The organism is candidate division WOR-3 bacterium, assembly GCA_039803545.1.
GTDB lineage: Bacteria > Hydrothermota > Hydrothermia > UBA1063 > UBA1063 > UBA1063.
The window spans coordinates 187481-209277 of sequence record JBDRYS010000002.1; the positions used below are offsets into that span (position 1 = coordinate 187481).

At 42.3% G+C, this 21797-nt stretch carries 19 protein-coding genes; 8 read left to right on the plus strand and 11 right to left on the minus strand.

Annotation, left to right across the window (positions count from 1 at the left end; genetic code table 11):
- Window positions 1–12 precede the first annotated feature (12 nt).
- Genes ABIM45_05970 through ABIM45_06000 form a run of 7 tightly spaced genes read left to right on the plus strand, consistent with a single transcriptional unit; the run spans window position 13 to window position 6264 of the window.
- Window positions 13–891, plus strand: coding sequence for a spermidine synthase (locus tag ABIM45_05970; protein MEO0239450.1), 879 nt, complete (start codon window positions 13–15; stop codon window positions 889–891).
- Entirely contained in the window at window positions 863–1339 is a 477-nt protein-coding gene (locus ABIM45_05975) for an arginine decarboxylase, pyruvoyl-dependent (GenBank protein MEO0239451.1), read from the plus strand. The genes ABIM45_05970 and ABIM45_05975 overlap by 29 nt, the downstream gene beginning before the upstream one ends.
- Before the next feature lie 5 nt (window positions 1340–1344).
- Window positions 1345–2175, plus strand: coding sequence for a polyamine aminopropyltransferase (speE, locus tag ABIM45_05980; GenBank protein MEO0239452.1), 831 nt, complete (start codon window positions 1345–1347; stop codon window positions 2173–2175).
- Window positions 2162–2938, plus strand: a complete 777-nt coding sequence (locus ABIM45_05985) for an arginase family protein (protein MEO0239453.1) — start codon at window positions 2162–2164, stop codon at window positions 2936–2938. The genes speE and ABIM45_05985 overlap by 14 nt, the downstream gene beginning before the upstream one ends.
- 1 nt (window position 2939) lies before the next feature.
- A complete protein-coding gene (locus ABIM45_05990) occupies window positions 2940–3398 on the plus strand; it encodes a Mut7-C RNAse domain-containing protein (protein MEO0239454.1) in 459 nt (152 codons plus the stop codon).
- Window positions 3389–4882: an NAD(P)H-hydrate dehydratase gene (locus tag ABIM45_05995; GenBank protein MEO0239455.1), complete on the plus strand. Its 1494-nt coding sequence runs from the start codon at window positions 3389–3391 to the stop codon at window positions 4880–4882. The genes ABIM45_05990 and ABIM45_05995 overlap by 10 nt, the downstream gene beginning before the upstream one ends.
- The gene (locus tag ABIM45_06000; GenBank protein MEO0239456.1) at window positions 4879–6264 is read left to right on the plus strand and encodes a hypothetical protein; all 1386 of its coding nucleotides are present in this window, start codon (window positions 4879–4881) and stop codon (window positions 6262–6264) included. Before ABIM45_05995 ends, ABIM45_06000 begins: the two co-directional genes overlap by 4 nt.
- 376 nt (window positions 6265–6640) lie before the next feature.
- Here ABIM45_06000 and ABIM45_06005 read toward each other — a convergent pair whose 3' ends face one another.
- From ABIM45_06005 to ABIM45_06045, 9 genes are all read right to left on the minus strand, one after another.
- Window positions 6641–8209, minus strand: a complete 1569-nt coding sequence (locus ABIM45_06005; protein MEO0239457.1) for a T9SS type A sorting domain-containing protein — start codon at window positions 8207–8209, stop codon at window positions 6641–6643.
- Between the two features lie 108 nt (window positions 8210–8317).
- Window positions 8318–9841, minus strand: a complete 1524-nt coding sequence (locus tag ABIM45_06010) for a clostripain-related cysteine peptidase (protein MEO0239458.1) — start codon at window positions 9839–9841, stop codon at window positions 8318–8320.
- A gap of 3 nt (window positions 9842–9844) precedes the next feature.
- Window positions 9845–10891: a PorV/PorQ family protein gene (locus tag ABIM45_06015; GenBank protein MEO0239459.1), complete on the minus strand. Its 1047-nt coding sequence runs from the start codon at window positions 10889–10891 to the stop codon at window positions 9845–9847.
- A gap of 10 nt (window positions 10892–10901) precedes the next feature.
- Window positions 10902–13898: a hypothetical protein gene (locus ABIM45_06020; protein MEO0239460.1), complete on the minus strand. Its 2997-nt coding sequence runs from the start codon at window positions 13896–13898 to the stop codon at window positions 10902–10904.
- 12 nt (window positions 13899–13910) lie between these two features.
- Window positions 13911–16952: a TonB-dependent receptor gene (locus ABIM45_06025; GenBank protein MEO0239461.1), complete on the minus strand. Its 3042-nt coding sequence runs from the start codon at window positions 16950–16952 to the stop codon at window positions 13911–13913.
- A 43-nt stretch (window positions 16953–16995) separates the two neighbouring features.
- The gene (locus ABIM45_06030) at window positions 16996–17637 is read right to left on the minus strand and encodes an energy transducer TonB (GenBank protein ID MEO0239462.1); all 642 of its coding nucleotides are present in this window, start codon (window positions 17635–17637) and stop codon (window positions 16996–16998) included.
- 13 nt (window positions 17638–17650) lie between these two features.
- Entirely contained in the window at window positions 17651–18061 is a 411-nt protein-coding gene (locus tag ABIM45_06035) for a biopolymer transporter ExbD (protein MEO0239463.1), read from the minus strand.
- A gap of 3 nt (window positions 18062–18064) precedes the next feature.
- The gene (locus ABIM45_06040; GenBank protein MEO0239464.1) at window positions 18065–18505 is read right to left on the minus strand and encodes a biopolymer transporter ExbD; all 441 of its coding nucleotides are present in this window, start codon (window positions 18503–18505) and stop codon (window positions 18065–18067) included.
- A 17-nt stretch (window positions 18506–18522) separates the two neighbouring features.
- Window positions 18523–19152 (minus strand): MotA/TolQ/ExbB proton channel family protein, encoded by a 630-nt coding sequence (locus tag ABIM45_06045; GenBank protein ID MEO0239465.1) that lies wholly within the window; start codon window positions 19150–19152, stop codon window positions 18523–18525.
- A 123-nt stretch (window positions 19153–19275) separates the two neighbouring features.
- Between ABIM45_06045 and ABIM45_06050 the strand changes: the two genes are divergently transcribed.
- Window positions 19276–19887, plus strand: a complete 612-nt coding sequence (locus ABIM45_06050; GenBank protein MEO0239466.1) for a hypothetical protein — start codon at window positions 19276–19278, stop codon at window positions 19885–19887.
- Here ABIM45_06050 and ABIM45_06055 read toward each other — a convergent pair.
- Together ABIM45_06055 and queG are read right to left on the minus strand one after the other, a co-directional pair.
- Window positions 19876–20826, minus strand: a complete 951-nt coding sequence (locus ABIM45_06055) for an RsmB/NOP family class I SAM-dependent RNA methyltransferase (protein MEO0239467.1) — start codon at window positions 20824–20826, stop codon at window positions 19876–19878. The two genes, ABIM45_06050 and ABIM45_06055, sit on opposite strands and share 12 nt — an antisense overlap.
- Window positions 20807–21793, minus strand: a complete 987-nt coding sequence (gene queG / locus ABIM45_06060) for a tRNA epoxyqueuosine(34) reductase QueG (protein ID MEO0239468.1) — start codon at window positions 21791–21793, stop codon at window positions 20807–20809. Before queG ends, ABIM45_06055 begins: the two co-directional genes overlap by 20 nt.
- Window positions 21794–21797: the final 4 nt, after the last annotated feature.

The window sequence follows — 21797 nt, forward strand, 5'->3', positions numbered from 1 at the left end:
GAAGGACTATGCATGAAGATAGTTATCAACAATACGATCTTAGAGGAGTTCGCCCCGGGGATAAAGGTTCAATACACATTAAAGAACAAAATTTATGAAGGGCAATCGGAGTTTCAACATATTTTGATCGCGGAAATAGAAGGTTTCGGAAAATCGATTTTTTTAAATGGTGTGCTTCAATCAGCACAAATTGACGAATACGTCTATCATGAACTTCTTGTACACCCCGCCTTTTACCTCCACAGAAATCCTGAAAAGGTACTAATCTTTGGTGGAGGTGAGGGGGCGACTCTAAGGGAAGTTCTAAAGCACCCTGTAAAAAAGGCGGTGATGGTAGATATCGACAAACAGGTGGTTGAAACCTCAAAACGATACTTACCTGAATGGTCAGACGGTAGTTTCAACGATAAACGGGCCGAACTGGTTTTTGATGACGCACGCAAATTTGTTGAACATTGCAACGAAAAGTTTGATATTATCATTTCAGACCTTACAGACCCCTTCCAGGATGACCTATCTGTGGATTCTTTCACCAAAGAATTTTACAAACTTTGCAAAAAAATTTTAAAAGAAGATGGTATCCTCGTGGTACAAGGAGGCTCTCTCGACCCTCATTACCTTAAATACTATCTCAAAGTCGTGGACAATCTCAAGGAATCCTTTAAATTCATAACCTCTTACGGGTATTTTATCTTTTCTTTTATGAGCGTTTGGGGGTTCATAATTGCATCAGACACAGACTACTCAAAAATTCAACCCGACGAAGAAAAATTTAAGAGGGTAAAGTTAAGATTCTTTGAGCCTTTTTTATTCCCTTTAATGGAAACTCAGACGAACCATTATATCCGAAAGGAGATTGATAATGGAAAAGCCCCAGTATGGCAAACTTGAACATTTCACTTTAGTTGGTGGCGTCGGGGAGGGTTCAACCTTCCTTAATGCCTTCGATGCGGCGCTTATGTCTGCGCAAGTCGGACATTATAACTTAGTAAGGGTATCCAGTATACTCCCTCCTAAGGCAATCCAAACCGACAAAGTAGGCCTTCCACCTGGCTCGATTCTCCCCATAGCTTACGGCTACATCTACTCAGCCGAAAAGGGGCAAAGAATCACTGCAGCAGTTTCTATAGGCATACCAGAAGATCCAAACAGCATAGGCGTAATCATGGAATATTCGGGTGACCTTGACGAAAACGACGCCAGGGAATTCGTAATCAATATGGCGCGCGAAGCCATGGAAAAGAGGGGAATCAAAATTAAGGAAATCCTTTACAAGGTAGTTTCCACAAAAGTTAACGAACAAAAGGCCTGCGTCTTCGCAGGTGTAGCTCTGTGGTAAGCTCTATGGACCTATGGTTTAAAGAGCTCCACGATGCAAGTAGTGGGATAACCTTCAAGGTCAAAAATTATCTCTACTCTGGGAGATCCCCTTTCCAGAGGATTGATATCTTTGAAGTTGAAACCTACGGTAAAGTCCTGACCCTCGATGGTATGGTGATGGTAACAGAAAGAGATGAATTCATCTACCACGAGATGATAACCCATCCCGCCCTCCGGATCCATCCAGATCCTAAAAAGGTTCTCATTATCGGCGGTGGCGATGGTGGCACTGCAAGAGAAGTCTTAAAGTATAAAGAAGTCGAAAAAGTTGTAATGGTGGAGATAGACAAAGATGTAGTTGAACTTTCAAAGAAATACTTCCCAACCATTTCCTGTGCCCTCGAGGATCCCCGCCTTGAGATTAAATACGAAGATGGAGTCAATTTTGTAAGGGAAACGGAGGAAAAATTCGATGTGATGCTACTCGATACCTCAGACCCTGTAGGTCCCGCCGAAGTTCTTTATAGAAGAGAATTTTATGAAAATTGCAAAAGAAGCCTTAACAAAAATGGTATTCTGGTGACACAAGCCGAGTCTCCTTGGTCCCAGCTGGAAACCATTAAAAACCTTCTCAAAGAGATAAAAGGTGTCTTCAGTCAAAGCTTGCTTTATCTCGCCCACATCCCCACTTACCCAGGAGGTCTTTGGTCTTTCCTTATGCTTGGAGAAAATTTTGACATAAACAAAATTCAAAGGCAGACTCCTGAAGGCCTAAAATACTACAACGAGGAAATCCACAGGGGCATGACCGCACTTCCGCAATATTTAAAAGAGGTCCTAAATGAGATCCGTTAAAATTTTAGGATTACCTTACGAAGGTCCGGAAAATTTCCAGCCCGGTGTTCAACTGGCCCCTGCCCACATTAGGTGGGCTTATGACTCCATAGAGTGGTACAGCATTCACCAAAAGGAGCCCGTTCCAGAATTCGAGGACCTTGGTGACTTTTACTTTTATTCCAAAGAAAATCCCGAGGAGTTTGTCAGAAAAGCCTTAAGCTTACTTAACAGGCTAAAACTGGAACCACCTTTCATCGCCCTTGGAGGCGATCACTTTGTTACTTATCCCATTATCAAATACCTACATGAGAAAGGAATGGAATTCACGGTTATACACCTTGACGCCCACTTAGACAGAAGAGATTCCTTCATGGGTAATAAGCTCTCCCACGCCACCGTTATCAAAAGGGTAGAAGAGATCGTGGGAGAAGATAGGGTCATTACCTTCGGCTATCGCTCCTTTTTTCCCGAAGAAGATTTAAAAAGAGGAGAACCTTTTAAGGTTTTAGAACCGCTTAAGAAACTTTTAGAAGAAGAAAAGGGTCCTTTTTACCTCACCCTCGATATTGACGTCCTCGATCCCTCGATTATGCCCGCCGTCTCAAATCCAGAGCCCCTGGGCATTACGTTTAAAGAACTCTTAGAATCATTGAAACTCCTCAAGGGAAAACTTTTAGCGATGGACCTTGTGGAACTGGATCCACTCCTTGACCCCACACACAGCAGTGCCATCCTCTGTGCAGAAATCCTCAGAGAATCCGTCATAATTCTATCACAATAAAATGAACTTCCTCTGTGATTCGATGTTGGGGAAGCTGGCAAGGCTTCTCCGGATGTGTGGATTTGACACAATCTATATAAAAAGTGGCCTAAACCTCGAAAATATAAAGGAATTCGAAAATTTTGATAGAATTGTTCTTACGCGAAACACAAAATTTAAAAAGTACAAAGGCAAGCTCACCATCTTCTTCCCTGACCACGACAACCCATTGATCCAGCTAAAAACGGTGCTAAACCAATTTAACCTCGTCGATAAAATAAACTTCCTTTCCCTATGTATGGAATGTAATGTCCCCCTTGTTAAAATCGACAAAGAGCTGGTTAGAGGAAAAGTTCCCTTCTTCGTCTTTGACACCCACAATGAATTCTACTATTGCCCTTCCTGCCACAGGTATTACTGGGAAGGAAGTCATGTTTCAAAGATGAAGGAGAAATTAAAAGGAGTTATTGGATGGCAATAAAAGTCCTTACTCCAGAGGAGACGAGGAAGGCAGATAAAAGGGCCATCGAAGAACTGGGCATTCCCTCTCTTGAATTGATGGAGCAGGCAGGAAAAGGCTTGGCGGATTTCATTGAAAGCCTTTTCGGAGAAAGATTAAAAGACATAAAAGTCGCGGTATTCTGCGGTAAAGGAAATAACGGCGGCGATGGATTGGTTTCAGCAGTTCATCTTCACAAAAAAGTAAGGGAACTTACAGTTTTCCTCTCAAGCGATAAGGCAGAAATTTCAGGAGATGCCCAATATCAACTGGAAAGAGCCACAAAGGAAGGCGTTTCAATTAAAGATTACACTCAATTTTTAGAAGAAAACCTTGACTTTGACCTTTATATAGATGCCCTTTTCGGAACGGGTTTTAGAGGGAAACTCCAAAGTCCTCACCTTGAGATCATTGAGAAAATAAATTCAAAAAAGGGTCTTAAGATTGCCTGTGACATCCCTTCGGGAGTTAACGGAGAAACAGGGGAAGTAGAAAACATCGCCTTCAGGGCAGACTACACCATCACCTTCGCCTTTCCAAAAACGGGACTTTTACTCCATCCAGGTAAATACTACTCCGGAGATATTAAAATTGTAGATATTGGTATTCCCGAGAATTTAGTAGATTCTCAAAAATTTTGGATTCAACTGGAGGACATAAAAAATATTTTACCTTCTTACCGCGGAGATGAGCATAAGGGTCAATGTGGAAAGGTTCTTGTCGTTGCCGGTTCCAAAGAATACACCGGGGCTGCCTATTTCGCTGCCGAGTCTGCTATAAATGCAGGTGCTGGACTTGTATATCTCGCAGTTCCCGAGGAAATTCGCCCTATAATGCAAACAAAATGTAGTGAAGTAATAGTAAGATCCTACAGCAAATTAGAAGATTTCAGGGAAATTTTGAAAGGGGATTACGATGTGATCGCCTTAGGACCCGGTCTTGGGAGAAACAAGACCACAATCCAATTACTTCAAGAAACTCTAAAACTTCCAATACCAAAAATCATAGATGCAGACGGAATTTGGGCATTAGCTGAATTAAAGGCCGTCTTAACCACAAAGGACATTATAACTCCCCATCCCGGTGAAGCATCCTTTTTACTAAGTGGAGTTTCTGCCTCTGAAATTAATAAAAACCGCGTAAACTTTGCAAAGGAACTCTCTTCGAAGTTAAATGCCACGGTAGTTTTAAAGGGAGCACCTACGATTATCTCTGATGGAAACTCAATTTTCTTCAACCCTACAGGTAATCCTGGGATGGCTGTTGGAGGAATGGGTGACCTTTTAACGGGCATTATCGCCGGCCTTTACCCCCGCATTAAAGATCCATTAAAAACTGCACTTGCTGGAGTTTTCATCCACGGGCTAAGTGCTGACCTTTTGCTGGAAACGGAAACCTTTGAAACGGTTACCCCAACAAAAGTACTCAAGAATTTAAATCGTGCCTTTAAAAAGGTAAGAAGTTGAAATTTTTCTTTTCAATTTTATTTTCACAATGCCTTGCCGTTCCTGATCTTTCAAATGTTATCAGTTTATCTAAAACCTTCAATTCCCTTGTAATTACATCCACAAGTGGCATTGGAGTTTACGACCTAAATAGCAAAACAGTTTCCACCTTTTTTAGCACCGTAAACCCTAAATATGGGGTTTTATCCCCCGATGGAACAAGAATCTTTTACCTCAAAAACAACAAAGACCTTTGCTATTACAACATCCCCTCCCATGAAGAGTTTTACCTTACTACCCTGGATTTTACCCCTGAAAAGCTTGGCGCAGGCCAAAGAAGTCTTATGATTAAAGGTTCTGGAAAGCAAATATTACTTGACTATTCGGGCTTTCCCATTCCCGATTCTCTAAAAGAAAGATATTACAACTTCGCCAGTGAGGAGGTGAAGAAACCCATTAATTTACCGCCGATTCTTAATCCCAACGGCAATCTCGTTCCATTTTCCACAGTACTTTTTGATTCCCTCTCCAACTTAATTTTTGTCGGTACTCGCGGATGCGGAATTTTTCTCTATTCAAGGCTGAGAGGAATCTACGTAGATTCAGTAATCTTAGGGCTCCCAAAAGTAAAGGAGATAATCACCTGTGGATTTAAAAAGGACACCCTTTACCTCTTAACCCAGAACTCGCTGACAAAATTGAGTATCAACTTAAAATCCCAAATATACTACCCTACCAATCTTGAACCTGCGGAATACTTTCTGGCGATGGATGCGAAGGATTCCACTCTTTTTTTGATCAGTAGCAAAGGGAGAATTTATACACTCTGGAAAGAACGAATGGTTTTTGAAAATAAACTGGACATTAATCCTTCTAAGGTGTTCGAATTTAAAGATGGCAAAATTTTGTTTCAAGAAGGAAATTCAATAAAACTAATGACCATTGATGGCGAGTCTTTAATGACACTCAAATTACCTTCAAACTATGAAAATCTGAAAGCCTCGATCACAAAGAGTGGAATTCCAATTTTATTCGACGGTAGAATTTTCCTCTACCAGAAAGACTCACTGTTTGCCCTCTCTGAAAAACCAAATCCTAATGAAAGGATCATCGATTTTATAGCAAAGGATGATACCCTCTGGGCCATCACCTTTGATAAACTTCTAAAAATAACAGCAAAGGAAACAATCGCTTACCCTTTGCCTTTCCAGGAACCTGAACAGATAATTTTTTCAAAGGAAGGGAACTTGTATGTAATAAAAGGGCAGTTCTTTGCAACCTTTACTGGCGAAGATTTTAACCCTCAAAACCTTCCCCTTTTAGAGGGAAAAATTTTAAGCATTCTACCTTTGGAAAACCAAAGATTCTTTATTACAACAAATTTTGTTTACCTCTGCCAGTAAACTTTTAAAGGCGGATCACAAAGTCTACCCGTAATTAAAAGGAAGGCAATACCTTACCCTTTTGACGCAAAAATTAGTTAAAAAGGAAAATATCTTCCCTTCAAGGAGATTCAAATTCCAAGCATATTTTGTGTGTCCTATTAAGTCCCCAGAACTCGGTTGGAATGCCCATGACTAATGCGAATATCAATTTTTTTGTTTACAATCAGTCCTCGGAACCTACTGAAAATAGGTTTTAGTCCAGAACATGTTTTTTTTAGCCTTTAAATTTTAAGACGGCCTTTCAAAAATAATTTTCAAGAATTAAATTTCTTCTCTAAAAAAATTGGGGGACCCCTGCGGGGTCCCCCGAGTTTTCCGTCAGCCTGCGGTAATCTTACTTCACCACTATCTTTCTAGCTGTGGACTTGCCATCCACGGTGACCGTGACAAAGTAGATCCCCTTACCGAAGTCAGAGTTGAAGCTCATTCTGTGGCTGCCTGCATTCAGGCTTCCACTGTAGAGGGTCTTCACCTTCTGACCAGAAGCATTGTAAACGGTAATGTCCACAGTAGCGGTCTTAGGAAGCGCAAATTCCACATTCATATTCCCCGTGACGATGGTTGGCCTTACGTTGAGCGCGAAGGTGGGCCTTGTTTCATTGACCGATGGAATAACAACCTGTGAAGTAGCATAGTAAATATTTACATAGTTAACTGATCCGCTGGAGCAGACAAAGAAGAGGTTCAAGTTATTGCCATCGTCATAAACCGTCGGGCAGAAGTCACCTCTACCCTCATCGAAGGTATCCTGCACTGCAAAGACAGGGGCCTCCGGTGACCATGTATTTCCATCAAAGACCTTAAAGTACAGATCGTTGTATGTGGCAGTTGTATCATAATCCATAAACATGGCGACAAGTTTAGAACCATCCTGGGTCACACCCACGCTCGGAGTTCTTGCCTGAGGAATGCCAGTGTGATATACACCGGCGGTATCCTGATAGACATATCCATGTACAAATTCTTCCGTTATAGAATTTGTAGCAGGGTCAAATACATAGTGGTAGAGAATACCGTTTTCGACCCCACTTTCGCTCATAACTGCAAGTACATGGGCCTTACCCTGGTAGACTGCACCAGCGTAAGAGTACCACCAGGATGCAAAGCCATATTGGATAGCGGAAGATGCATATTTGTAAGGTCCCTGCCAGGTCTGACCCCAGTCGGTAGATTTCCAGAAAATGATGGTATCAATAGCGTTACCATCAAAGCCGTAAAATACAAGGGTATTTCCAACAAGAAGTAGATTAGGGTTATCGATTGCAACGGTGTCAATTATCACCTCATTCCCCCATGTGGCGCCACCATCAAAGGATGTCTTGCAAGCGCCATAACCAAGGTCATATTTCACATAGGAGACAACAACGGTGTCACCCTTGGCTACAACAGTGGGTATCCATTCGCCATAAGTTCCCTCACCAATGGTAACCTGGGATTCTATGAAGAGTCCAGGTGCACCAATAGAAAGTCCATCATCCCTGGCAACGTATATCTTTGATGCTGCTGTTCCAGGACGTATCTGATAAGCATACCAGGGTGTACCTGTTGTTGTATCGTAATAGGCATCGGGGTATACTCTACTAATGACTGTTGAGTTTATATTATATTTGGTCCAGGTGGCACCGTTATCCGTGGTATACCACACTGAAGCGCCTTCCCAGCTTGTTCCAGAACTATCTGAACCGAGGAAAGCGAGGTTATTGGGACCGAACCAGAGCAGGTTGTTGTGGGCCTCACCAGACATAATTACTGGTCTCCATCCACCACCAGCAGGCTGGCCGCATATAATCACTGACGGGGGTTGGCCGGGTTCAATCTTGCCCGGGTTCCCATTGTAATCATCAGCGGGCCTTGGCAGGACAGGTATCCCTGCCAGTAGCACTGACAGTATTATATTGAGCATTTAGCACCTCCTTTTAAAGGTGTTTAAATTATAACTTTCCCCTTTAGTTTTGTCAAGTTTTGTGTAATCCATTGAATTTGAACGACTTATAAAAACACAAAACAATCCTTAGTAAACAAGGTATTTCTTAGCATTTTTAAAAAGAATTCCCTTTTCTCTCTCAGTTTTCCTTCCTAAGATGTCCCGTCCGCCATCAATCGTATCCACAATAGAGTTGTAATAAGGTGTATCCCTTTCATCTACCCTTAAACTATCCGGTAACAAAGAGAGTGAATAACGATAGGTCCCATTTCCAGGAATCACATCCAGATAGAATTTGTAATTTCCTGGTGTCAACCTCAAAAGAAATTTTCCAGAAGTGGAGAAAAGCCTCTGCCTGAGGATCCCATCTTTTTCTATCTTCAATTCACATTGCCATTGACTCGCCTTTATAAGGTTTTGCAGAGTTAAAACAATACCACTTTTTTCCTTACTAAAATAGGCGTAAACGGTGTCACCTCGAGCGATAGAATCTTTCAATGTATTAAAAAGAAGATCCAAAAATTTTACCCTTCTCTCGAAGCGCAAATTTTCGTACCTTAAAAAATCCCTCTTTAAAACGGAGTAACTTAAAGGGAAATAGGCCGACAAAAAGCTGGAATTTCTAAAGTGGGAATTCCCCTTTGCGTAAAAAATAAGGGGCAAAGTCTTTATTCCCCATCCCTTGTTAAGCAAATCAACAACGTCCACGAGAATAGCAAAGGTATCTGAAACCTCATTGGAGTAAGTGTTGTAGGTCAAAGCATTGAAACGATACTTAAGGAGCTCTGTCGTTGTTTTACTATAACTTGACTCTACCACCCCTTTTAAAATTTCTTCTGTGGTATCGATCCTTGATAAATCGTAAACGCAGAGTGAAACAGTAAACCCCAAGGAATCGTAAAAAGAGAGATAGTCGTCAACAATTCTTTTTAGCACATTCTCAACATCTTCATCGGTGCTAAAAGTTTCTAATAATTTTGAATAATCCAAACCAAAAGAGGGCACAAGGGATGGTGAGGCTATCACATACTTTGTTTTATTCTGCAATTCCCATAATACTTCAATACTCCCCATTAGGCAGGCATCAAAAACTATCAAATTGAAAAGGGAATCCGGCAAGCTAACAGAAAGCTCTCCATTAAAGACTTCTATGGAACTTGAACTTACGGCATCATAGGCAACACTTTTGGAAAACAGGGGGTCACTCTTACTCCATCCCGTCCCATGCCCCCAGATCAATAGCCCGTAGTTTTCTGAAGGAAAATTAATCTTCAGATAATTTACGAAAAAGGAGAGAGTTGCTGGATCGCCACTATCGAGATTGCCTAAATTTAAGAGGGTTATCAAGAATGTATCCCTTTTGGCGTAAATATATGTGCCTGGGGACTCCGAAAATCCACCCCTATCTGCAAATATGACAACATTCAAATCTTTGCTAATTTTTGCCTTCTTGATTTCCCTAAGGTCTTCATCAAGGGCAGTGGCAAGGTCGTTGTCTCCAGCCATATAAAGACCCAGAGTCCATTTGAAGGGAGAAGCAAATAAAAAGGAAACAAAAAGAAATAGGGGCAGGACCTTCGGTCCTGCCCCTTTAATCAGAGCTTTCTTCACAGTTTAGAAGGAGTAAGTTAAAGTTACAAAGTGATTGAGGCCGAGAAGTCCGTTATCCATCACTGCATAGTCGATTCCCGCACGAGAAGGTCCAAAACCGAGCTTAAGACCCAAGCCACCAGAAAGCCCGTAAGTGTAGTTCCCTTCGTTCCACTCGTCATAAGTTCTGTCAGGATCCAATCTATAGCCAAATCTCAAGGAGAGCATTCTATCAAAGGTGTACTCAAATCCAGTCATAACCTTCTCGGCACCGTCATTGGGATGCTGAACATCGAAAGCCCAGGAAAGTTTGTGCATTGGTAGGTCCACAAGGTCTGTTGCAATGCCAATTCTGAAAACGAGGGGCAATTTGTAAGGAGCAGTCTTAAAGGTAGTCGGTAGTGTAGATCCACCATAATTATAGTATTGTGTCCAGTCGGACGGAATAGCGCCAATATCGAGATCTGGTCCCTTGAAGGAGAGATCCGATCCATAGTTCTGCATAGACATAGCAATCCTTAGGTTCTTGAATCCGGTATTGTAGTGGGTTCCAAGGTCAAAGGCAAAGCCAGAAGCAGACTCCCTGGCAATGGCTTCCCTAACAAGTTTTAGTGTAATTCCAACCCCGAGTTTGTCAGTAAGGGCCCTGGCGTAGGAAAAGCCTACAAAGCTCCCTGATGCACTTAGCTTGTTTCCCGTCCCATCAGGTTGATCCAGTGTGGTTTCCTCAAAGGAACCATAATTCATAAATCCTACCTGGATTCCGAAGGCACCATAAGGAAGGGGCATAGCATAGGCTAAGTAGCTGTATGTGAAATCACCAATCCAATCGGTGTAGTTAGCAAGGACAGCGGTTTCCTTCAAATTCTTAAGTCCGGCTGGGTTTATAGAGAGGGCGTTAATATCGTCGGAAATGGCAATAAAGGCACCACCGAGAGCCTGTACCCTTGCGCTGGTATTGACCTTCAGGAAAGAGGCCCCGGTGAAGCCCACCTTCGTAAAGGTGGGCTTCTCAAGCAAGGCCGCCGATGCAAGTCCAACAATTATTAGTGAAAATAGAATTTTCTTCATTTTCCCCTCCTTAGAATATCACAGCAATCTTCCCCGTTTTCTCTTTCCCATCCGGAGTCTTAATGTGGTAGAGGTAGATACCGCTGGCAGGTCTGATTCCATATTCGGTAAGGAGGTTCCATGTAACTTCTCCATCATTTTCAGGAGTTACCTCAATAACCTTAATAAGGTCGCCTGCAGGGTTGTATATCCTAATAGTCGCATTCTTGGGGAGATTTGTGAATCTCACTCCGCCGGTACGGAATTCTTTGCTTCTATCAAGGGGTGTTAGTACATAGTACGGATTGGGTACAACTTTGACTTTCTCCAGCATATCCTGTGTCACTGGTAAGGTTTGCAGGCCAGAAAGCTCAGCTTCATAGTAGTCTTTATTCGTTGCAATTCTACTAACCTGAGCCTTCGTCGGAGTAACATAGGTTGAAATTATCCATTCTGTCCCATCAGCAGGAATGCCACCAGAAGTAGTGTAATCAGCAAGTCTCATAAGATCAGAACCCGGCAATCTAATTCCCATTACATATCTCGTGAGTCCTGCTGTTGCAGTTGCGGGAATCTTAGAAACCGCTTTGAGCCTTAAGGCAGAAGGAGCACCAGCACCACATACAAAAGACCAGCCAGTTGCAATACTGTCTTTTCCCGCTACAGGGTCGAAGGGGATCGTATCCCCTGTAAGAGTGTCTATTACAATTAGGGTCACCGAATCACCGTTATCGGTGTAGGTCCATCTCAGTTTATACACCGAACCTGCAAAGAAAGCACCCCTTGACTTCGCACCTTGCTTGTAGGCCCTCAATGTTGTATCCCAGGTCCAACCACTAGTAGAAAGTTTCCATGTTGTTGAAGCAAATAGAGCACTATCTGCAATAAAGTAACTATTCGCAAGGTCTGTATAAATTTCAAACTTAGGCTCACTCACAACAGCTCCACCAAAAGTAAGGTCACTGGGGAAGATGAAGGTGTACTTGGCCTGTAGAGAAGTTGTATCATAGGTGACAAGGATTTTATCCTTTGGTACCATTATAACTGTGTCGCCATTCTCATTAAAGACATAAACGTTGTAGAGAGGCCATACCATATTGGATGCAAGGTCTTGCTTTCTATTTCTCATTCCCGCATATTCAAACCTGATATAGTACTTACCGGGCTTTAATACCGACATATCCTTAGTAGCTACAAAAGCCCCTGCGTACTTGAAAACATTTTCAATACCCTTCTTTGTAACCTTTATCTCTGGCGCCACCTCTTCCACTGGATTCTTATGAGGTACAACCATTACTCTTCCAGGAGCACCCGTTAAAGAGAACCAGGTTCCAGATGAATAGTTAATATCGTAAGGGAGAACTTCATAAATATATCTTACACCATTTCTAAGCATAGTGTCCCTGTCGACATAACTGTGAACCAAACCGGTATTTGTGCCGAGGAAGATCGAATCAGTGTAAATGGTACGGCCCGTAAAGTCTCTCACACTGTCGGTATATACCACTGTAAATTCATTAGGCAAATCCCATCTTCCGAGGGTATCCCACTTCACACCATCCATGCTTCTCCTGAGAATATAACCCTCAAAGTCGTATTCTCTATACAGCGGGTTAGAACCGTGTTCAATGTCATAGAATCTGTCTCTCGATACCTCGGCAGTGTTATCCCAGTAAAGGACTACCTCTTTGTCTTTACCCCATGCATAGAGATTCGGCTTTGCAGGCGGCTGAGGTGCAATAAAATTAGCGGAATATACGTCCCAGGCTTTCTTAGCAACGTATTTGATATTGGTGCTATCCTTCGCAATAACTGCCGCTACAACAAGTTCTGCTTCTGAGCCCGGTGCCATATCGAAGGGTCCAGAAATTTGACCAAACCTCTTATCACCTGGACCGTATACATCGTCCATAAATGGATTGTATCTGCCACCAGCCGATACAGGGTCATAGCCTGACATAATCACATATCTTTCCTTGTCATCTCTCGGGTCGATCTGTAAGGTGAAAATCTTAAAGGCAGTCATACCAAGAGGCTCACCAGGGCGAATAGTATCAGGACCAACATGGGTACCGATGGTATCAAGAATAACAACCTGTTTAGTAGCTAATGGGCTCTTGAGAAATACACTGCCTATCACGCCAGGAAGACCGCGCCCATCAACTCCTATCCAACCTGGCTCAGGTACAAGCTGATACTGATAAGCAAGGTTGAGCATTACAGGACCAGAGCCGAAGTCATAGGATCTAACGAAGCCAACGAGGTCATTTGCATTGGAACCGGACTCATTACCGATATCATCATCATAAATAGCGCCTATGTAAACATCCTTTAAGGTATCGCCAGAAATATTCTTTACTCTAAAGATGAGGAAGGTGATGTCCTTTAGACCCGGTACATCAAATTGATAAGACCATTGGTCAACCAATATGCCCAGAGGTCTTGACCCGGATTCCTGTCTTGATGGATTGAGGTCGGTATATCTTGTATAAGAATCAAGGGTAGAAAGGAAATAGTTTACAGTGTCTCCAGAAGAAGTTACTTCTTTGATGGGCCAGGGATACCCCGCATTGTCAGAACTGGAAAGGTAAACCCTCGCCTGAGGATCGGAAATAGCCTTAGCGTAGTCGGTAGGATCAGGCTCATTGATGATCGTATCCCTTTTGATCCATGTCGGAACTAAGGCAGGCACACCTTCGGATTGTGCACTGTTTGGGTTATAGAAGAAGGTTACCACGGTATCCCATTTAGCTGGATCGCTCGTATTTCTTTTCAAAGTGCCAACCCAGACCCCAGCGCCGTAGATGTAGGTTTCGTTCCTTCTAACCCTCGGCCACCATCCACCTGAACCACCTTGAACCACATTGTGTGCAAAAGTTCCATAATTAGTTATGTACATACAAAGCTCGGAGCCATCAAGTATACCGTAGCTATATACCTTTGTTCCGCTCTGGGTGGTAGCGGTGCGGGCGTAAAGCACACCCGCCAATATCAAGAATGATACTGTTAGTTTTTTAAATAACTTCATCCTAAAACCTCCTTAGAACCTGAAAACAAAGCCAAATCTGAGCTGGATAGGTGCGCCGTAGTTGAAAGGTGTGGCAAGATAATCTTTGAGAGCGAGGAGATAAGACTTATACATTTCTTCAGGAGTTAAAACACCATCACCATTAAGATCCCGGAGTGGATTGTAACCACTTTGACCAAGATTTATATTGGTGTTTCCAAATTGTGAAACTGTAATTATTCTTGCTGAACCATCATCATCGGGCAGACCCGTCGTTGGATAAACGCTTACCACATTCTTAATGTTAAAGATATTGAACCCTTCAAATCTTAGTTCTACGGTCTTTCCAAACACATTAAATCCTTTTGATACCGTGAGGTCAGTGTTGTGAGTCCATGGAGTTCTTTCAGAGTTGATGTCACCTACGATATTGCCGCGAAGGTCTCTTGGAGTATAAGGTGTTCCACTCTGAGAACTGTGGACTATAGTGAAGTTAATATCTCCAAGGATACCGTAGGGGCCAAAGCCCTTAGGTGTTGAATAATTAAGGGTTGCATTAATGGTATGTCTGCGATCATAAGCAAGAGGCACTATACTGGATGGGCATGCAGCAGGCTCTCCAGTGATAGGATCTATACCAATTGTCTGATAGTAGAGGTTTTCATAGGCCTCAAAGGGGTCAGATTCAGTACCTTCAGCAAACTGCAAGGTATATGCAAGTCTAAAGTTGAAATTCTTTTGCATGAGCTGATAAGTCAACTCAATACCCTTTGAGTTTCCATAAGCAGCATTGGTGTAGATGTAGAAGGACATAGGTATGGCCTTTACCTTACGGGAACCTACCCAATTATAAATGTCTCTATAGAAAGCTGTAATATCGACAGCAGAAAAGTCATTGATCTGGTTAGCAACTCCAACTTCAAAGGCAATTTGTTTCTCGGCATTCAAATCAGGGTTTCCAACAAGCTGGTTACCACGGGACATTATCTCATCTATATTCATGTGAGTTGAGGAATAGAAGTATTCAAGGGGTGGAGTCTGGAAGAAATAGCCATAGGCAAAATGTAACACCTGACGTTCAGTAACGGGGTGAGATATACCCAATCTTGGTGACAATTGCCATTTTGGCTTAACTTCTTTTGGAATTGTATCCGAAGGTGTAATTACATAAACATCATTAGGTCCAAGACCAGAAATGCTTATGTAGTAAGTTTTCTTTGGATTGATATAGTCGAACCTTAAACCTGCGTTGACCACAAGCCCTTCGAACTCCATCTTGTCCTGAACATAAGCAGATGCCTGATAAGGCTTGGTCTGATAAACATCCAAGAATGGGTTTTGGTCCCAAGGTAATGAATTATGATAAAAGTTAATGTCATGGCGTCTTAACTCGACACCAGTTTTGAACTCATGATATTTGTTTGCCTGCCAGGTAAGGTCCCACTTAAAGCTATAAGTTTGCTCTATCCTTCTATGAAGAACACGATAATCGCCCGTATGGACAAAGTTCACATGGGCTTGGTCTCCAACACCCCACGGGTTTCCAGGACCAAAGTTATACATGTAGTAACCCGGAATTACTACTTTGGCTGTGGGTGGATCAGGGATGTAACCAATAAATCTGTAATCTGAGAAGAGTTCATCAATCTTCCTCGAATAAAGGATTTTCTTAACATTGGGTAAGTACTTTTCGAACCAGTAGGGCTGGTAACCTGGACGAAGGATACCCCTTCTCGCCCTTGAGTAGAAGTACCCCACATTCAAAGTGTAGAAGAGGTTGTTCCTCAATATGTGGTTAATGGTTAAAGTGGTTTGATAACGTCTGTCAAGGTTGACCCTATTTCTCCACTCACGATATTTGAATCTCTGATCGCCTCCGTAATCATAAGTTTCGCTTTGCTCTTTTGCAAGATTACCAGCAAGGAGTACCTTTAGATTCTCGAGGGGGAGAAAACTAATTTTCCCCTGTAAGTAATAATCTTGCCTTGCAGTATGAGGAAGCACATAAGGATGCTTTGTATAGTAGTCTTTCCAGTACTTCGCCATCTCGTAGTAGTCTTTCCAGTATGGTTTCACTGAATAGTTAGGGTCCGCTGAATCCGCTGCAGGGTTGTACCACCAAACCTTAGCGGTGTCAACAAAGGCACGAAATTCATCGGTCCCTTGTTCGTATGCTTTCAATATGGGATACCATTCATCATCCTTCGGTATATAGTTGAAGCCGTATAAGCCATCTCTCCACCTCGTTTCCCCAGATACAAAGTACCTGATCTTTTTATTCGTAAAAGGTACAGGTCCACCAAGGGTCAAAGTGGTTCTGGTCTCATTATTGCTGAGTTTTTCAGGAATTAAAACCTCATTGGTTCTAATTGTCAAATCACCCGATGTCTTGGTTCCACCCTCCCTTGTAACTACGTTAATAATACCGGAAAGTGCCTGACCATATTCTGCATTAAAGCCACCGGTGATGAGCGACATTTCTTGAATAGCGGAGGTATTTATGTATCCGTAGAAGGTCCCATAAACAGGTGAGTTAATGAGCATACCGTCAACATAGTATGCAACTTCGTCATCTCTACCACCCCTTATGATATTGACACCAGTCACACCGGCCTGCATCTGAATAGCGTTCTGGAAGTTTGTGTAAGGGAGTTGTGCAATATCCTGCTGGCTAACCACTCTACGGGTTTCCGTTGCAGTTCTCTCGACCAGTTCTCTCTGGGCTGTGACCACAATTTCTTCGGTCTTTATTGCGGTGGATGTGAGGTAGAAATTAATATTTGTAGTTAAGTCTGCCTTAACTACGACGTTAGATATTTCCTGTGGGTTGTAACCGATCATTGATGCTCTGAGGGTATAGACGCCCGGTGGTATGTTTATTAAGTAGTAGTATCCATCGAGGTCGGTAGAGGTACCTATTTTGGTACCCACAATTACTACGTTTGCGCCGGGTAGGGGCTCTCCCGTTTCTTTATCAAAGACCCTACCGGCTATCTTTCCCGTTGTGCCGGCATATAGGGTACCAATCGCTATTACCCCTGCCAGCACAACACACAGTGCCCTCCGTAGTGACATAGGGCTACCCTCCTTTTAGGTTATGTCTCCTTAATTGAAATCATCACCTCAATGTGAATCTAACAGGGACAATTACTTTACAGGCTACCGGTTTATCCTGCTGAATAGCAGGAGAAAATTCAAATTGCATAACTGCCTCAACAGCAGCATCATTGAAGATAGGATTATCACTCTTCGCCACCGTCGCACTTCTTACCTTGCCATCGGGGCCTACAATTGCAAGGACATAGACCATTCCTTCAATCCCTGCTTTCCTTGCCAGTTCAGGATATTTAGGAGTAACCGTCTTTTTTAATTGCGGCTTAACTTCAACAACAGCATAATCGTAAACAGTGGTATCTGCTGCTGGAGGTGGTGCTTCAAGCTCACTAAAAACCGTTGTTGGAGCAATCTCTACGTTCGACTCTTCCGCACCACCCTCTCCAGTTTCAGTGACTTGGACGGTTACTTGAGGTTTAGGTGGAGGTGGTGCTTCCATTTCTTTTGCTACTTCCAAACCAGCAGCCTCAACGTAAGTACTTTCAACCTGCTTTGGCTGGTAAGGAGTGACATTTATTTTCCTGACACTTAAGAAGAGAACCAAAAGAATGAACTCCGCAAGGAAGACGCTGCGTGCAAGATCATCGGGATATTCATCAATCAACTCTTTAGATTTGGCAAATCTTTTCTTAATTTCCTCTGCCATTTTAAATCACCCCCTAACCTTTTTTGAACTCCGTCGCGAAAATCACCCTCAAGGCCTTCGCATCGCGCAAAGCTTCAAGCACCTGATCGACATAGTCATACTTCACCCTCTTATCGGCCTTAATGTATGCAATAACACCAGGGTTTTCAAGAACCTTCAATTTGAAACGGGACGCAACACCTTCAGGATTCACAAGGAAATCATCTACCGAGATTTGACCCTTAGCATTGATATAAATTCGGGCAAGATTTTCCGTCTTTACTATCCTCTCCGTTGCCCTCGCCTCCGGCAATAAAACCTTAAACCCAATTTCTTTTCTAAACTTAGTGGTAACGAGGAAAAATAGCAAGAGGAGAAAGGCAATATCCGACATGGAGGCAGTGGGGATGTTAACTCGGGTTGCTACTTTTTGTTTTAAACGCATTTTTCAGCCTCCAGTTTTAATGCTGGTGAGAGATACTGCCTTTGCCTCAGGGATCTGCTTGATAACATCAAAGACCTCAATCATTTTTTCGTAAGGGGCTTCTACATTAGTTCTTATAACGATCAATGGATCCTTCCCTTCGTGCTTCGCTTTGTAGTCTAAAATTCTATTTGCAAGTTTTTCCTTAAGATCAGAAAGAGAAGTTATATTTTCCTCCTCAAGATAAATTTCGCCGACATCATTAATGGAAACCCTTATGACCCTTTCACCGCCAATCTTCACAATTTGGTCAGTCTTTTCTGGCAAAACGAGCTTTAGCCCCTTATCCCTCATAAATACGGTCGAGGTCATAAAGAAGATGATAAGGAGGAAGGCAATATCTGCCATAGAGGCTGTTGGAATCTCAGCCTCTTGTGCTATTTTAGGCTTTGGTAAAACGGGCAAGTTACCCCTCCTTAAGGTTACCTTTCAAGCACACCCGACTCTACAAGATAATCAATAAACGCATTTGAGGTCTCTTCCATAGCTCTGGAGAAGTTATTTATACGATCTGCAAAAAGTGCGTAGAAGAGTGCAACAGGTGCAGCAATGAAAAGTCCCGTAGCAGTAGTAATCAGAGCTTCCGAGATACCTGCAGCTACGATGGTAGGTTCTACTTCACCTGCTGCAGCTATTGCATTAAATGCTCTAATCATTCCAGTCACTGTTCCAAGGAATCCAAGAATTGGTGCAAGGGTGGCAACAGCCTGGAGGTATATCATTCCCCTGTCTAAGAAACCAAATTCGGTTGCTGCCTTCGCTGTCATAGCCTCTTCTACCACTATCCTTCCCTTGTCTACCTTCTCGAGGCCAGCTTCAAGAATCTTAGCAATAGGGTTCTTTTCGTTTCTCAGGTATGCAAGGGCTGCATCAATACCCTGGGCCTCAATCTTCTTTATTACCGTCTCCAAGTAAGATCTTGGATCGCCCTTTATCTTTATGAAGAGGGATATGAGCCTCTCTATTATGAATGCTAACCCAATGATGGCGAGGACGAGAAGACCCCACATCACTGTACCACCTTTATTCCAGTAATCTATCAATGTCGCCATGGTCTTAATACCTCCTTTGTTTGTTTTGGTAAAATTTTAATAGGAAAGCCATCCACTGTCAAGAGCATTCAAAACCTATTGACATTTCAAGCACTTAGCCACATACTAAAATGGGGGTAAGAAATGAAAACATTAAAAAATTTGATACTAATTTTGTTTACAATATTTGCCTCCTGTGGCGCAATAAAACTCACATATGACTACAAATCTCGAAGTTTAACCTGGCCCAGAAGTTATAACCTCCGAATATATGTGGGAGAATTCAAGGAAACCAGCGATTCAGTATTCGGTGAAATGGAATTAATCGGAACCGAGCACAACCTCAAGAATGTTTTTGTAATAGAACCGAGAGACTTTTTGAGAAGAGCCTTTATAAAAGAAATTCAAAATTCCAATTTGTTCCCTCTCGCTCGAAACGAAGAGGAAGCCGATATAGTTCTGAAAGGTACCCTCGATAAATTTTATGTAAATTTTAAAATTCACAAAATTCCACAACAGCCAAACGGCCTTGAATACAAATTCAACACAGAAGGTTGGATAAAAGCTACAATGTATGTGTACCAGAAAGGTCAGCTAATTTATAAAATAAATGCAAAAAGCGAAATAAAAGACAAGGGTGAAATGTTCCTGTTCGGGCACTGGGAGGACGTGGTAAGGGACGAACTGGATAGAATGCTACAGCCTATGATCTTTGCGGTAATGGACTCCGTTGAAACTTTCTTATCAAGAAGGTGATTTCCTGATAAGGGCAATAAAAAAGCCCTCAAATCCAGGGTTTAGATGAGGTTCAATTCGTTTGCAGTTTACAAGTTCTTTTTTGAAAATTAAGAGTTCCCATTCAGTGAGTCCCGAGCTTAATTTAACTCCGGATAAGTGAAAGTCAAGAATTTCAACACCCTCCCTTTCTTGTAGTAAATAGTTAACAATATACTCGTTTTCTTCGGGAGTCACCGTACAGGTTGAGTAAACCATAATCCCGCCAGGTTTCAGGGCATCAAATCCACTCAGTATCAGACTCTTTTGTGTCGCCATTAATCGACCAATCTTCTCTCGACTCCACCATTTTACTACCTCGGGGTTTTTACCGAGGGTGCCAAGGGCAGAACAGGGGGCATCTACGAGAATCTTGTCAAAGGTCTCTGGATAAAGTTTACCAAATTTGTGTCCCTGTTCAATAGTTATTATTGTATTAAGAACACCCATTCTGTCTATGTTGTTGGCAAGGGCTTTAACCCGCTTTATATCTACATCATTAGCAACTATAACACCTCTATTTTCCATCATCTGGGCCATCTGAGTTGTTTTAGAACCGGGCGCACTGGCAATATCCAGTACCACCTCACCTGGTTGCGGTGCAAGGACAAGTGGAGGGATTAAGGAAGATAGGCTTTGAACATAGTAGTAACCCATGAAATGCTCAACGGTATTTCCAAGTTCGATGGGTGACTCTTCAACGATAAAAGCATATTCATAAAATGCAACTTCTTTAAGCTTAAACCCTTGCTTAAGGAGGCGTTCTATAATGGTATCTTTGTTAGTCTTTAGAGTATTTACCCTTATCGCGCTTTTGGGTTTTTTTATAACGCAATCCAAAAAGGCCTCAAAGTTGCTCCCGTAGAAATTGGAAAGAAATCTGAAGAGCTCCGAGTTATTTTTAATACTCTCGATGTTCATTTAGGACTCCAAGCTCTTTAAGCTGTAAAATCCACAACCTCTCCTTTTGAAGCTTTCCACTCTTATACATATTATATAATAGGTTGTAATAGCCCAAATTGAATGCTGCAACGATAACATTTCGCAAAAACCTCGCATACCCCGTTCTCAACACGGGGGTATTATCAAATAACCTTCTGAAGCCCTCCTCATCGAGACTTAAAAGATACTCAACAGATGGGGCAACTAATTCTTTTTTATATGGAGAGTAAACTTCCGTAAGTTTTGCCTTCTTATTCAATGGGCATACCTCTTGACATACATCACAGCCAAAAACCCAACTCTGCATTCTTACAGCGAGATCCTTGGGTATTACTCCCTTATATTCAACCGTTAAGTAACTTATACACTTAGAGGCGTCAAGCACACCCGGTTCTACTATGGCCTTTGTGGGGCAGGACTCAACACACAAGTTGCAACCTAAGCACAAAGTGGTATCAATATTACCGATGCTATCAGACAAATCGACGTTGAGGAAAGCACCTCCGAGGTTGAAATATGAGCCCCGTTCAGGATCTAAAAGTAACGTATTGTATCCAATAAAACCAAACCCCGCATTTTTGGCAATTGGTTTTTCAAGCACCGGCGAACTGTCTACAAATATCTTGTAAGCAATGCCCTTATGTTTTGATTCAAGCTCAGATAAAATCTCAGCTATGCGAGTTTTCAAAACCCTATGGTAGTCCATACGAATTGCATACTTAGAAATCATAACCTTTCCTTCGACCTCTACTCCATCCCAATTGATATCATTATAAGAGGCCCTTACAACGAGAATGGATTTAACCCACTCTGGAAAGGTTCTTCTTCTTCTTTCAAGCCCCCTCTTAAGATATTCCATCTCACCGTTATACCCTATCTCGAGCCATTTTTCATAAAAAGCGATTTCTTTCGATAAGTCTGGAGGCGGAATTATTCGAAATTCCATAAAC

What these genes read in the sequence shown, in the direction of transcription:
- ABIM45_05990 (MEO0239454.1), top strand. Translation starts at nt 2,940, where the DNA reads ATGAACTTCCTCTGTGATTCGATGTTGGGGAAGCTGGCAAGGCTTCTC.
- queG (MEO0239468.1), bottom strand. Translation starts at nt 21,793, where the DNA reads ATGGAATTTCGAATAATTCCGCCTCCAGACTTATCGAAAGAAATCGCT.
- ABIM45_06015 (MEO0239459.1), bottom strand. Translation starts at nt 10,891, where the DNA reads ATGAAGAAAATTCTATTTTCACTAATAATTGTTGGACTTGCATCGGCG.
- ABIM45_06045 (MEO0239465.1), bottom strand. Translation starts at nt 19,152, where the DNA reads ATGGCGACATTGATAGATTACTGGAATAAAGGTGGTACAGTGATGTGG.
- ABIM45_06020 (MEO0239460.1), bottom strand. Translation starts at nt 13,898, where the DNA reads ATGAAGTTATTTAAAAAACTAACAGTATCATTCTTGATATTGGCGGGT.
- ABIM45_05985 (MEO0239453.1), top strand. Translation starts at nt 2,162, where the DNA reads ATGAGATCCGTTAAAATTTTAGGATTACCTTACGAAGGTCCGGAAAAT.
- ABIM45_05970 (MEO0239450.1), top strand. Translation starts at nt 13, where the DNA reads ATGAAGATAGTTATCAACAATACGATCTTAGAGGAGTTCGCCCCGGGG.
- ABIM45_06050 (MEO0239466.1), top strand. Translation starts at nt 19,276, where the DNA reads ATGAAAACATTAAAAAATTTGATACTAATTTTGTTTACAATATTTGCC.
- ABIM45_06035 (MEO0239463.1), bottom strand. Translation starts at nt 18,061, where the DNA reads ATGCGTTTAAAACAAAAAGTAGCAACCCGAGTTAACATCCCCACTGCC.
- ABIM45_06055 (MEO0239467.1), bottom strand. Translation starts at nt 20,826, where the DNA reads ATGAACATCGAGAGTATTAAAAATAACTCGGAGCTCTTCAGATTTCTT.
- ABIM45_06005 (MEO0239457.1), bottom strand. Translation starts at nt 8,209, where the DNA reads ATGCTCAATATAATACTGTCAGTGCTACTGGCAGGGATACCTGTCCTG.
- ABIM45_06030 (MEO0239462.1), bottom strand. Translation starts at nt 17,637, where the DNA reads ATGGCAGAGGAAATTAAGAAAAGATTTGCCAAATCTAAAGAGTTGATT.
- ABIM45_05975 (MEO0239451.1), top strand. Translation starts at nt 863, where the DNA reads ATGGAAAAGCCCCAGTATGGCAAACTTGAACATTTCACTTTAGTTGGT.
- speE (MEO0239452.1), top strand. Translation starts at nt 1,345, where the DNA reads ATGGACCTATGGTTTAAAGAGCTCCACGATGCAAGTAGTGGGATAACC.
- ABIM45_05995 (MEO0239455.1), top strand. Translation starts at nt 3,389, where the DNA reads ATGGCAATAAAAGTCCTTACTCCAGAGGAGACGAGGAAGGCAGATAAA.
- ABIM45_06025 (MEO0239461.1), bottom strand. Translation starts at nt 16,952, where the DNA reads ATGTCACTACGGAGGGCACTGTGTGTTGTGCTGGCAGGGGTAATAGCG.